The organism is Streptomyces sp. NPDC045846, from assembly GCF_056431605.1.
This window is the reverse complement of the sequence record NZ_JBWKKJ010000008.1, coordinates 199,737-211,664: the sequence shown is the minus strand read 5'-3', so window position 1 is coordinate 211,664 and position 11,928 is coordinate 199,737. Positions and strand designations below refer to the sequence as shown.

The 11,928-nt window shown below is 69.2% G+C and carries 10 protein-coding genes; 3 read left to right on the top strand and 7 right to left on the bottom strand.

The annotated features are described in order from the left end of the window. Positions 1 to 34 precede the first annotated feature (34 nt). Entirely contained in the window at positions 35 to 1,801 is a 1,767-nt protein-coding gene (gene arc, locus AC07F3_RS23565) for a proteasome ATPase (protein ID WP_469839218.1), read from the bottom strand. A 239-nt stretch (positions 1,802 to 2,040) separates the two neighbouring features. Between arc and AC07F3_RS23560 the strand changes: the two genes are divergently transcribed. Then, positions 2,041 to 2,319, top strand: coding sequence for a ferredoxin (locus tag AC07F3_RS23560; RefSeq protein ID WP_450718788.1), 279 nt, complete (start codon positions 2,041 to 2,043; stop codon positions 2,317 to 2,319). A 40-nt stretch (positions 2,320 to 2,359) separates the two neighbouring features. Here the strand turns inward: AC07F3_RS23560 and AC07F3_RS23555 are convergent, their stop codons facing one another. From AC07F3_RS23555 to AC07F3_RS23545, 3 genes are all read right to left on the bottom strand, one after another. After that, entirely contained in the window at positions 2,360 to 2,941 is a 582-nt protein-coding gene (locus tag AC07F3_RS23555) for a hypothetical protein (protein WP_479116439.1), read from the bottom strand. Between the two features lie 202 nt (positions 2,942 to 3,143). Then, on the bottom strand, positions 3,144 to 4,031 hold the full coding sequence (locus AC07F3_RS23550; protein WP_053723500.1) for a tRNA (adenine-N1)-methyltransferase: 888 nt from the start codon (positions 4,029 to 4,031) through the stop codon (positions 3,144 to 3,146). Between the two features lie 92 nt (positions 4,032 to 4,123). Beyond that, positions 4,124 to 5,389, bottom strand: a complete 1,266-nt coding sequence (locus tag AC07F3_RS23545) for a site-2 protease family protein (protein WP_479116438.1) — start codon at positions 5,387 to 5,389, stop codon at positions 4,124 to 4,126. Between the two features lie 179 nt (positions 5,390 to 5,568). Here AC07F3_RS23545 and AC07F3_RS23540 point away from each other — a divergent pair, with 179 nt between their 5' ends. Together AC07F3_RS23540 and AC07F3_RS23535 are read left to right on the top strand one after the other, a co-directional pair. Then, positions 5,569 to 6,426 carry a RecB family exonuclease gene (locus tag AC07F3_RS23540; protein WP_479116437.1) on the top strand — a complete coding sequence of 286 codons (858 nt, stop codon included), beginning with the start codon at positions 5,569 to 5,571 and terminating at the stop codon, positions 6,424 to 6,426. Positions 6,427 to 6,558: 132 nt separating this feature from the next. After that, positions 6,559 to 7,230 carry a response regulator gene (locus AC07F3_RS23535; RefSeq protein WP_053723497.1) on the top strand — a complete coding sequence of 224 codons (672 nt, stop codon included), beginning with the start codon at positions 6,559 to 6,561 and terminating at the stop codon, positions 7,228 to 7,230. Between the two features lie 180 nt (positions 7,231 to 7,410). Here AC07F3_RS23535 and AC07F3_RS23530 read toward each other — a convergent pair whose 3' ends face one another. The 3 genes from AC07F3_RS23530 to AC07F3_RS23520 all read right to left on the bottom strand — a co-directional run bounded on the left by AC07F3_RS23530 (position 7,411) and on the right by AC07F3_RS23520 (position 11,905). Beyond that, a complete protein-coding gene (locus tag AC07F3_RS23530; RefSeq protein WP_479116648.1) occupies positions 7,411 to 9,003 on the bottom strand; it encodes an ABC transporter substrate-binding protein in 1,593 nt (530 codons plus the stop codon). 71 nt (positions 9,004 to 9,074) lie between these two features. Beyond that, on the bottom strand, positions 9,075 to 10,676 hold the full coding sequence (locus tag AC07F3_RS23525) for an ABC transporter substrate-binding protein (protein WP_479116436.1): 1,602 nt from the start codon (positions 10,674 to 10,676) through the stop codon (positions 9,075 to 9,077). A gap of 488 nt (positions 10,677 to 11,164) precedes the next feature. Beyond that, the gene (locus AC07F3_RS23520; protein WP_479116435.1) at positions 11,165 to 11,905 is read right to left on the bottom strand and encodes an HAD family hydrolase; all 741 of its coding nucleotides are present in this window, start codon (positions 11,903 to 11,905) and stop codon (positions 11,165 to 11,167) included. Positions 11,906 to 11,928 lie beyond the last annotated feature (23 nt).

Genomic DNA, 11,928 nt, shown 5'->3' with positions numbered 1-11,928 from the left:
GTGCCCGCCCGGGCACCCGCAGCCGGCCTGCCTTTTACAGGTACTGACCGGTGTTGGCCACCGTGTCGATGGAGCGTCCGGTGTCCGCGCCCTGCTTTCCGGTGACAAGGGTGCGGATGAATACGATCCGCTCGCCCTTCTTTCCGGAAATCCGGGCCCAGTCGTCCGGGTTGGTGGTGTTCGGCAGGTCCTCGTTCTCCTTGAACTCGTCCACGCAAGCCTGGAGGAGGTGGGAGATCCGAAGGCCCTTCTGGTTCTGGTCGAGGAAGGCCTTGATGGCCATCTTCTTGGCCCGGTCCACGATGTTCTGGATCATGGCGCCGGAGTTGAAGTCCTTGAAGTACAGGACTTCCTTGTCGCCGTTGGCGTACGTGACTTCCAGGAAGCGGTTCTCCTCGGACTCCGCGTACATCTGCTCCACCACGGACTGGATCATCGCGTGGGTGGTGCCCTCGGCGTCCCCGCCGTGCTCGGCGAGGTCGTCGGCGTGCAGCGGCAGCGACGACCTGAGGTACTTGGCGAAGATGTCCTTCGCCGCCTCCGCGTCCGGACGCTCGATCTTGATCTTCACGTCGAGCCGGCCGGGCCGCAGGATCGCGGGGTCGATCATGTCCTCGCGGTTGGAGGCGCCGATGACGATGACGTTCTCCAGCCCCTCCACGCCGTCGATCTCGGCGAGCAGCTGCGGGACGATGGTGTTCTCCACGTCCGAGCTGACACCGGATCCACGGGTGCGGAAGAGGGACTCCATCTCGTCGAAGAAGACGATGACGGGCGTGCCCTCGCTCGCCTTCTCCCGCGCACGCTGGAAGACGAGGCGGATGTGCCGCTCGGTCTCGCCGACGTACTTGTTGAGGAGCTCGGGGCCCTTGATGTTGAGGAAGTAGGACTTCCCCGCGGGCTGGCCGGTCACCTCGGCGACCTTCTTGGCAAGGGAGTTGGCGACCGCCTTCGCGATCAGCGTCTTGCCGCATCCGGGCGGGCCGTAGAGCAGGATGCCCTTCGGCGGCCGCAGTTCGTGCTCCTTGAAGAGGTCGGGGTAGAGGTAGGGAAGTTCGACCGCGTCGCGGATCAGCTCGATCTGGTTGCCCAGACCGCCGATCTTGTCGTAGTCGACGTCCGGAACCTCTTCGAGGACGAGTTCCTCGACCTCGCTCTTCGGCACCACTTCGTACACGTAGCCGGACCTGGGTTCCAGCAGGAGCGCATCGCCGGGGCGGATGGTGATGTCCAGGAGCGGCTCGGCGAGCCTCACCACCCGTTCCTCGTCGGTGTGCCCGATCACCAGGGCGCGCTCGCCGTCCTCGAGGATCTCCTTGAGGGTGACGATGTCCCCGGCGCGCTCGAACTCCATGGCCTCGACCACGTTGAGCGCTTCGTTGAGCATGACTTCCTGGCCGCGCCGCAGTTCGTCGAGTTCGACGCTGGGGCTGACGTTCACCCGGAGCTTGCGGCCCCCGGTGAAGATGTCGACGGTGCCGTCCTCGTTGGACTGCAGGAAGACTCCGAAGCCGGCCGGCGGCTGCGCGAGCCGGTCGACCTCCTCCTTGAGGGCCACGATCTGGTCGCGGGCCTCGCGGAGCGTGTTGGCGAGCCGCTCGTTCTGTGCGGACACGCCCGCCAGGCTGGTCTGCAGCTCGACGATCCGCTCTTCGAGAATCCTCGTATGACGCGGAGAGTCGGCGAGCTTGCGTCGCAGGACGGCGATTTCCTGCTCTAGATAGGCAACCTGGCCGGCTGGGTCCTCAGACCCCCGCCCGGGCCGGATGCCGCGGTTGATGTCGTCGTCGTGGGCTGCCACGGTCCTCACCTCCTCCAAGGGGAGCTGGACGCTTCCTGACCCTACCTGGGCTGGTGGTGATTGAAACCCCTAGATCACAAAGACTCTGAGGTGTGTCTGATCTTCACCCTTGCGCTCTCCCTCACGCCAGGGGAATACCCACCCATCAACATCGGAAAGCGGGCGGTTGTTATCGTCGATGGGTCAACACCCGTCAGGGCTGGCATCGATTGATTCACTCGCGCAGGAACGGCAGGCACATGAACGAGGCGCTCGAAGTCTGGATCGACCAGGACCTGTGCACCGGCGACGGCATCTGCGTCCAGTACGCCCCCGAAGTCTTCGAGCTGGACATCGACGGGCTTGCGTATGTGAAGAGTTCCGAGGACGAGTTGCTGCAGTCGCCGGGGGCCACAACACCCGTCCCGCTGCCGCTGCTCCAGGACGTCGTGGACTCCGCGAAGGAGTGCCCTGGTGACTGCATTCACGTACGTCGGGTTTCGGACAGCGTCGAGGTGTACGGCCCGGACGCGGAGTGAGCGGAGCGTGACGGGGCGCTACCCGGCGCCGGTCTGACGCTCAGACACCCATCGGGGCGGCGCCGGACGAGCGGACGAACTTCCCGCCCTGCCAGCGCCACTTGACCTCCTGGCGCACGTCGGGCTCGTAGCGCGGGACGTCGTCGGACGAGTAGCCGAGCAGGGTCGCCGCCACCGCGCCGTTGCGTACGGCGAGCTCGGTGACGGTCTGCTTCTCCTTGGGGTCCACCAGCGTCGCCACCACGCGCGGCGGGGCTCCCCCGGCCGCCGGCCGCGTCAGGACGTAGACACCGGAGGGCGGGGTGCCGCCGCCGGCCTTGCAGTGCACGACCGCCACCGTCTCCGGGACGCCGTCGCCGTCGAGGTCGCCGGTGGCGCGCTTCTCCACCACCGAGCCCATCGGCCCGCACCGCAGGGGGAACACGGCCGTCCCCGGATCGGGGGCCGCCGCCGTCGTGAGGGGGGTGCCGCTCCGCTCGCCGGGGCTCTCCGTGGCCTTGGCCGCGTCCGGCTGCAGGAAGCCCGCGAGCGCGACCACCGCGGCCATCGCGGTCGCCGTGGCGATCCAGTGCACGGGGCGGGCGTGGGTGTGCGCGAGCTCAGGGACGGCGGCAGTCAGCACGCGGGAGGTCTCCTGTGAAGGGCGGTGCGAGTGGGGGTGGCCAGCATCGTGCCACACGTCACAGGTGGGCGGAATACCGGGGCCAACAGGCTCAACGTAAAGGCGCCGCCGCCGAGTTCCCGGGTCGGTCCGGGAACTCGGCGGCGGCGCCGGTTCGTTGTACGGGGCCCAGCTTCGGGGCCTGATCAGCCGGTCAGGCTGCTCAGTCCTTGTTGGGGCCCTCGTAGTCGTCGCCGTACGCGCCCTTGGCGGGGCGACGGCGGCGCATCGGGGGTTCCACGCCGTCCGCGAGGCGGCGGGCGGTCACCAGGAAGCCGGTGTGGCCGATCATCCGGTGGTCCGGACGCACGGCCAGGCCCTCGACGTGCCAGTTGCGGATCATCGACTCCCAGGGCTGCGGCTCGGCGAAGCAGCCGATCTCCCGGATGGACTCGACGGTGCGCGAGAGCTGGGTGGTGGTGGCCACGTAGCAGCACAGGATGCCGCCGGGGACGAGCGCCTTGGAGACGGCGTCCAGGCACTCCCAGGGGGCGAGCATGTCCAGGATCACGCGGTCGACGTCGGTGTCCGACAGGTTGTCCTGGAGGTCGCCGACGGTGAGCTGCCAGGCGGGGTGCGGACCGCCGAAGTAGCGCTCCACGTTCTGCGTGGCGATCTCGGCGAAGTCCTCGCGGCGCTCGTAGGAGTGCAGCATCCCGTGGTCGCCGATGGCGCGCAGCAGGAAGGCGCTCAGCGAGCCCGAGCCCACCCCCGCCTCGACGACGCGGGCGCCGGCGAAGATGTCGGCGAAGGCCAGGATCTGCCCCGCGTCCTTGGGGTAGACCACGGCGGCACCGCGGGGCATGGACAGGACGAAGTCGGGGAGCAGGGGGCGCAGCGCGAGGTAGGCGACGTTTCCCGTGGTACGGACAACACTGCCCTCGGGAGCACCGATCAGCTCGTCGTGCGGGAAGGAACCCTTGTGGGTGTGGAAATTCTTCCCGGCTTCGAGCGTGAAGGTGTAGTGGCGTCCCTTGGGGTCGGTGAGCTGGACCTGGTCCCCGACCTTGAAGGGCCCGCGACGGCGGGCGGCACCGGTCGGTTCGGACATACGACCAGAGTACCGGCCGTACGAGGCCGCGAACGCCACGCGTCCGCGCCCCGGTGGCGGCGGCCGGCCGGGTGGCGGGCAGCCGGACGCCGTCAGGCGCCGGGCCGCGCCATGGCCGCCACGAACGCCTTCTCCACGTCGGCCGCGGACAGCACGCCGTAGATCTCCCCGGTCTCCTCGACGACGAGGTACTCGGTCGCGGGGGTGGCCCGGAGGAGGTCGAGGAGCGGCTCACCGGCGAGTTCGGCCGGCACGCGCATGCCGTCGGTGAGCTCCTGGGCGAGGCCGCTGACGGCGACCCAGGGGCGGCGGTGCTCGGGGACGCCGACGATGGCCGCCTCGCGGACCAGGGCGGTCGGATCGCCGTGCCCGTCGACGACGACCAGGGCGCGCGCCCCGGCTTCGTTGGCGCGGCGCAGCGCCTCGGAGAGTGGGGTGGTGGACTCGACGGGGACGGCGCGCCGGGTGAGGGTGCGGGCGCGCAGCTCGGGGAGGTGTTCGCGCAGCCGGGCCATGCGCAGGCTGTTGCCCGCGCCGGTCCAGATGATCGCGGCGAGGATGGCGGCGAGCAGCGCGTCGGTGACGGTGTCCATCCCGCTGACCTCGTCGGGCGAGTTCCCGAGCACCCCGGTCTGGGTGAGCATCGGCAGGCCGATGAGGACGGTGACGGCGAGGGCGCGGCCGACCCAGGCGGCGGCCACGGTGCCGCTCATGGGCTTGCCGGTGATCTTCCAGACGACGGCGCGGAGCATGCGGCCGCCGTCGAGCGGAAGACCGGGCAGCAGGTTGAAACCGGCGACGATGAGGTTGGAGACCATCAGGCCGGCCAGCAGGACGCCGGGCACGGTGCCGGGTTCGACGGCCTTCATGCCCAGGTAGAAGACGCCGGACAGGACCAGGGAGAGCAGCGGGCCGACGAAGGCCAGGACGAATTCGCGGCCCGGTGTCTCGGTCTCCTTCTCGATCTCGGAGACGCCGCCGAAGAACTGGAGCTGGATGCGGCGCACCGGCAGTCTGAAGCGGAGGGCCGCCACCGTGTGGGCGAGTTCGTGGACCAGGACGGAGGCGTAGAAGGCCACCGCGAAGAAGAGGGACACGAGGTAGCGGGCGGCGCCGAGTTCGGGCAGGACGCGGTCGAGCTGGCCGCCGAAGACCCAGGTGATGAGGGCGGCGACCAGGAACCAGCTGGGGGCGACGTAGACGGGCACTCCGAAGGGGCGGCCCATCAGGAGCCCGCCGCCAGGGCCGGGCCGGGGCTGCTTTCCGTTGCCGGGACCGGCGCCGGGGGTGTCGTCCTGCGCGCCGGACCGCGGCCGTCCGCGCTTGTCGCGCTCGCCGCTCTCGCCGCTGTCTTCCACGGGTTCCCTTCGTCGGTACGATGCCTGCTCCGGGGAATGTGCCCCCGGTGCCCCGGCCGGACTCTCCTCGTCCGCCGAATGTTCGCTGCATGGCGCGATGTCACGATCATGCAGGGTGAGGGCGCCTGTCGTCGATGGTATTCCGCTCGCTGTCAGTGGCGGGTCGTAGGGTCTGTGTCATGAGTACGAGCACCGGTGGGGCCGCGGCCGCACAGCAGCCAACGTCGTTGTCGCCGTCGCGGGCGAACGACTTCATGCAGTGCCCCCTGCTGTACCGGTTCCGGGTGATCGACAGACTGCCGGAGAAGCCGAGCGAGGCGGCCACGCGCGGCACCCTGGTGCACGCGGTCCTGGAGCGGCTCTTCGACGACCCGGCCGTCGAGCGCACGGCGCCGCGCGCCAAGTCGATGATCCCGGGGCAGTGGGACCGGCTGCTCGAATCGAAGCCGGAGCTGACCGAGCTGTTCGCCGAGGACGCCGAGGGCGAGCGGCTCGCCAAGTGGCTGGGTGAGGCCGAGCGGCTGGTGGAGCGCTGGTTCTCGCTGGAGGACCCGACGCGCCTCGAGCCGGTGGAGCGGGAGTTCTTCGTCGAGACGGAGCTGGAGTCGGGGCTGCGGCTTCGCGGGGTGATCGACCGGGTCGACGTGGCGCCCACCGGCGAGGTGCGGATCGTCGACTACAAGACGGGCAAGGCCCCGCGGCCGGAGTACGCCGAGGGCGCGCTCTTCCAGATGAAGTTCTACGCGCTGGTGGTGTGGCGGCTCAAGCAGGTCGTGCCGCGCAGGCTCCAGCTGGTGTACCTGGGCAGCGGCGACGTGCTGACGTACGACCCGGTCGAGGCGGACCTGGTGCAGGTGGAGCGGAAGCTGCTCGCGCTGTGGGAGGCGATCCGGCTCGCCACCGAGACGGGCGACTGGCGGCCGCGGCCCACGAAGCTGTGCGGCTGGTGCGACCACCAGGCGGTCTGTCCCGAATTCGGCGGGACTCCCCCGGTATACCCGCTGTCCATCACCCCGGCCCCGGAGTCGGCAGGCTGAGTCCTGGTGGTGACCGACGGCTGGGGGGGCGCTCCTCCCGGCGGCGGCCGCCCCGGCCCGCGCCCGGCCGCACCCACCACCAGTGAGCAGGGCAGAATGGGCCCGGTCCAGCAATCCTGATGAGGAGTACCCGTGGCGATCCGCGTCCTACTGGTCGACGACCAGCCGCTGCTGCGCACCGGTTTCCGGATGATCCTGGAGGCCGAGCAGGACATCGCGGTGGTCGGCGAGGCCGGTGACGGTCTCCAGGCCCTCGATCAGGTGCGGGCGCTCCAGCCCGACGTGGTCCTGATGGACATCCGGATGCCCCGGATGGACGGGGTGGAGGCGACCCGGCAGATCAGCGGGCCCGGCAAGGACGGCCCGGCGAAGGTGCTCGTCCTGACCACCTTCGACCTCGACGAGTACGTGGTGGAGGCGCTCAAGGCGGGGGCCAGCGGCTTCCTCCTGAAGGACGCGCCCGCCAACGAGCTGGTGCAGGCGATCCGGGTGGTCGCGGCGGGCGAGGCGATGCTGGCGCCGTCGATCACGCGCCGCCTCCTCGACAAGTACGCCGACCACCTGCCCTCCGGCGAGGAGCCCGTTCCTGACACGCTGCACACGCTGACCGACCGCGAGGTCGAGGTCCTGAAGCTGGTGGCGCGCGGTCTGTCCAACGCGGAGATCGCGGCGGATCTGTTCGTCAGCGAGACGACGGTCAAGACCCACGTGGGGCATGTGCTGACGAAGCTCGGGCTGCGCGACCGGGTGCAGGCGGCGGTGTACGCGTACGAGAGTGGGTTGGTTCGGCCCGGCGCGCAGTGAGGGGGTGGCTCCCTGAGGCACCGGGGGCTCCGCCCCCGAACCCCGTCTCCTCAAACGCCGGAGAGGCTTCGTCCGCACGTCTGCTGCGACTCGCACGTGGCTGGTCGCGCAGTTCCCCGCGCCCCTGGAGGGGACCGCTCCTGCGGCGGGGCTGCTGGTGTCGCGGCCCCGGCTCTCGGCTCAGCCCTTCTTGATCTCCCAGAAACGGAAGACCGTGGACGCGTCCAGGGTCCACTCCAGGCCGGTGATGCCGGTCCGCGCGACCGCGTACTGCTTGCCCTGCCACAGCGGCAGGACGGGGAGTTCGTCGGCCACGATGTCCTGGAGCTTGGCGAAGTCGGCCTCGGTGGCCGAGCGGTCGGCGGTGGCCGAGGTCGCCGGGAGGATCTCGTCGGTGATCTGCTTGTTCGTGTAGTTGTTGGACAGCACGTTGCCCTTGCCGAAGAACGGCAGGGTGAAGTTGTCCGGGTCCGGGTAGTCCGGAACCCAGCCCTTCACGTAGACGCCGTACTTCCCGGCCTCGATGTCCTTCTCGTACTGCTTGAACTCGACCGACTTCACGTCCGCGTCGAACAGACCGCTCGCGTTGAGCTGGCCCGCTATGGCCTTCAACTCGTCGTCGGTGGACGGGCCGTAGCGGCTGGGGGTGGACCAGAGCGTCAGCTTCACCTTGCCGGTGATGCCCGCCGAGTGCAGCGCCGCCTTCGCCTTGGCGGGCTGGGGGGCGCCGCCGTACTGGTCGAACAGGGCGGTGCTGTGGGCGGTGATGCCGCTCGGTATGACGGAGTACAGCGGGCTCGCGGTGGACGAGTAGACGTCGCGGACCAGGGCCTCGCGGTCAAGGAGGTACGCGATGGCCTTGCGCACCCCGATCTTGCCGGCGACCGGGTCCTTCATGTTGAAGACCAGGTCCTGGACCTCGGCGCTGGTGCCCTCGACGACGTCGATGCCCTTCTTCCCGGCGGTCGCCGAGCTCTGCAGGGCCGCGGTGTCCTTCGCGGTGAGGCCTCGGTAGGCGAGGTCGATGTCGCCCTTGTTCAGGGCGGCGGCCAGGCCCTTCTGGTCGCCGTGGAAGAGCTTGAGGGTCAGGCCGGAGTTCTTGGCCTTGACCGTGCCCTCGTAGGAGGAGTTGACCGAGAAGACGGCCTGCTTCTCGCCGAAGGAGTCCAGCTTGTAGACGCCGGAGCCGACCGCTTTGGCGTCGGTGCGCAGCTTGTCGGCCGGGTACTCCGCGTGGTCGACGATCGAGCCCGCACCGGAGGCGATCTTGCTGGGGAAGGTGGCGTCCGGGACCTTGAGGTGGAAGACGACCGTCTTCGCGTCCGGGGTGTCGACCTTGCCCAGGGTGGCGAGCATCGGCGCCGGACCGTTGGGGTCGTTGATCTTCAGCACGCGCTCGAAGGAGTACTTGACGTCCTGCGAGGTGAGCTTGTCGCCGTTGCTGAAGGTGAGGCCCGGCCGCAGCGTGCAGCGGTAGACAGTGGAGCCGCCCTTGTCGAAGCCGCACGCCTCGGCGGCCTCGGGCTGGGGCATCGAGCTTCCCTTGGGGAAGCTGAGCAGGGACTGGAAGACGTTGTTGAACAGCAGCCACGAGCCCGGGTCGTAGCCGGAGGCGGGGTCGGTGGCCAGGATGTCGTCGGACATCCCCATGACCACCGAACCGCCGCCGCCGGACGCGGCGCCGCCGCTCTGCTGGGTACCACAACCGCTCAGGAGACCGGCCGCGACGCCCGCCGCTAGGGGGGCCGTCAGCCATCGGTTCCGGATCTTCACGTGCACGTGCCTCACAGTCCTGCTCACGGAATTACTGGCCGGCACGGAGGAGATCGCGGCCGGGTCGTGCGTTACTTCTTGCCTCGCGCCAGCTCCCAGAGCTGGAGGTCGGACGAGGAGTTGATGGCCCACTCGGTGCCGGTGATGTCGCTGCGGGCGGCGACGTACTGCTTGCCCTGCCAGAGCGGGATGACCGGGACGTCGTTGGCGACGATGTCCTGGATCTGCTCGAAGGACTTGGCCGCCTGGTTGCGGTCGGCCGCCACGCGCGAGGCCGGGATCAGCTGGTCGCAGATGTCGCCGTTGGCGTACGGGGTGTTGAGGAAGTTGTCCTTGCCGAAGAACGGCGCGACGAAGTTGTCCGGGTCCGGGAAGTCGGGGAACCAGCCGAGGCCGTAGACCGCGTACTCGCCCTTCTTCTGGGCTGGGCGGAACTTCGACCACTCGGTGCCCTGGATGGTGGTGTTGAACAGGCCGGTCGCGTTCAGCTGCGCCGACAGGTTCTTGAACTCGTCCTCGGTGATCGAACCGTAGTGGTCCTTGGTGTAGTTGAGGGTGAGCTTGACGGGCGTCTGGATGTTGGCGCTCTTCAGGATGGACTGGGCCTTGGCCTTGCTGGCCTCGCCGTACTTGTTGAAGAACGAGTTGGTGTGCCCGGCGATCGAGGTCGGGATCAGCGAGTACAGCGGCTCGGCCGTCTGCCCGTACACCTTGCTCACCAGCGAGCCGCGGTCGATGGACTGGGCCAGCGCCTGGCGCACGGCCTTGTTCTTCACCGACGGGTCGTCCGTGTTGAAGCCCAGGTAGCGGATCTCCAGGCCGGGCATCTCGACGAGGTTGACGTCCTTGCTGGGGCTGACCTGCATCTGCTGGATCTGCCCCGGCGTCATGGCGCGGGTCATCATGTCGATCTCGCCCTTGGCCAGGGCGGTGCCCATGGCCTCGGCGGTCGGGAAGGAGCGCAGCTCGACCTTGTCGTTGGCGAGCTTCACGTCACCCTTGTAGTTCGGGTTCTTGGTGAAGGTGAACTTGACCGCCTGCTCGCCCTTGGTCTCGGCCGTCATCTTGTACGGGCCGGAGCCGTCCATCTCGAAGCCGTCGCGCAGCTTCTTCGGCTGGTACTTGTCCTTCTGCACGATGCCCGCGGCGGGGGTGGCGAGCTTGTACGGGAAGGTGGCGTCCGGCGTCTTCAGGTGGAAGACAATCTCGGCATCGCCCTTGGTCTCCATGGTGTCGATGTTGTCGAGAAGACCGGAGGGGCCGTTGTCGTCCTTGATGGCGAGCACGCGCTGGATGGAGTACTTGACGTCCTCCGCGGTCACCTTGGTGCCGTCGGCGAACTCGAGGCCGCTGCGCAGCGTGCAGCGGTAGCTCTCGTTCTCCTTGTCGGTGAAGTTGCAGGCGGAGGCCGCGTCGGGAACGGGCAGGCCGCCGCCGCGCGGAACGTGGACCAGCGACTGCGTGGTCTGCCGCATCACGTTCCAGATGCCCGTCTCATAGGCGTGCGCCGGATCGAAGGGGGCAGGGGCGTCCTTGGTCGCCACGAACTGGTCCGTGGTGCCCACGACGATGGTCTTGCCGCCGTCTCCTCCGCTCTCCGATCCGCCGCAGGCGGCGAGTACGGGAGCGAGCAGGCCCACTACGGCCGGCAGCACCAAAGTCTTGCGGTTCATCCTGGACGATCTCCCTTGTCCGGCACTTTGGGGTACAGCTGTGTACGGGACACTCCGCCGCGTCCGCCCGTTCGGGGCGGGGCGATCGGGCCGGGTTTGTGCGATCGGACCTGCGCTCCCGTCCGCTGGGTGTGCGGCGGGGCAGATGAGGGTGCGGCGAAGTTCTCGGACGAGATTAGTGCGCGCCGTACGAAAAGCTGGAACTGGCTCTGACGCACGGGGAATCAATCGGGCCGCCCCATTCCGGCGCACCGATATCGGGGTGCCGGAATGATTCGTACACCGAATCACCAAACGGGACACAAGGGTGCCCTCAGGGGGTCCCAAGGGGGCCTGAGGGGCTCCTGTCGACCCCCTGTCGAGTGACGAACGTCACCGCCGGAGCCCCTTTGACAGGGTGTGAATTCGCTGTGTGGGGGGTCACGGAAAATGAACGCGCGGCTGCGATGAGTTTCCATCGCATTCACCGCCCCACGCTCGGTGCCCGGTCAGTTCACCGGCGTGATCAGGGTGCGCAGAAACGCCAGGTCGACCTGTTCGAGGGAGTCGACCACGACCCGGCCCGCGGCCGCCGCGATGGGCGCCACCGACGGCACCGCGACCACCCGGCAGCCGGCCGCCTCGGCCGCGGCGACGCCGGTCGCGGTGTCCTCCACGACCGCGCACCGGGCGGGCTCCGCGCCCAGCCCGCGGGCCGCGAGCAGGTACGGGTCGGGGTGCGGCTTGGTGCGGGCCACCTCGTCGCCCGCGACGGTGAGCGCGAAGTGGGACGGGCCGAGCGAGCGCACGATCTTGTCGATGATGCGGCGGTGCGAGGCGGAGACCAGGGCGGTGGGAATGTTGTGGGTGGCGAGCTCGCCGAGCAGCCGGGCGGCGCCGGGCATCAGCGGCACCCCGCGGGCGATGCGCTCCTCGAAGCGCTCGTTGAGCAGTACGGTCAGCTCGGCCAGGGTGATGGCGGCGCCGGTCGCCTCGATGAGGAAGCCCGCGCTGCGCGTCATCGGGCCGCCGACGACCACGTCCCGCCACGAGTCCTCCAGCGTGTGCCCGAGGTCCTCGAAGACCTCCCGCTCGGCGTCCCACCAGAAGCCCTCGGTGTCGACCAGGGTCCCGTCCATGTCGAGGAGGACGGCCTGGAGGGCGGAGCCGTCGGCCGTGGGCCCCTGTCCCGCTCGAACGGAGCCGAGGGTCTGGGGCTGGGTGACGGCTGCGGGGACCGTACTGGTCATCGGCACACCTCCTGGAGGGACGA

Bases quoted from the DNA above. Each gene is read 5' to 3' on its own strand.
- AC07F3_RS23525 (WP_479116436.1), bottom strand. From the start codon at position 10,676: ATGAACCGCAAGACTTTGGTGCTGCCGGCCGTAGTGGGCCTGCTCGCT.
- AC07F3_RS23550 (WP_053723500.1), bottom strand. From the start codon at position 4,031: ATGTCCGAACCGACCGGTGCCGCCCGCCGTCGCGGGCCCTTCAAGGTC.
- AC07F3_RS23560 (WP_450718788.1), top strand. From the start codon at position 2,041: ATGAACGAGGCGCTCGAAGTCTGGATCGACCAGGACCTGTGCACCGGC.
- AC07F3_RS23520 (WP_479116435.1), bottom strand. From the start codon at position 11,905: ATGACCAGTACGGTCCCCGCAGCCGTCACCCAGCCCCAGACCCTCGGC.
- AC07F3_RS23540 (WP_479116437.1), top strand. From the start codon at position 5,569: ATGAGTACGAGCACCGGTGGGGCCGCGGCCGCACAGCAGCCAACGTCG.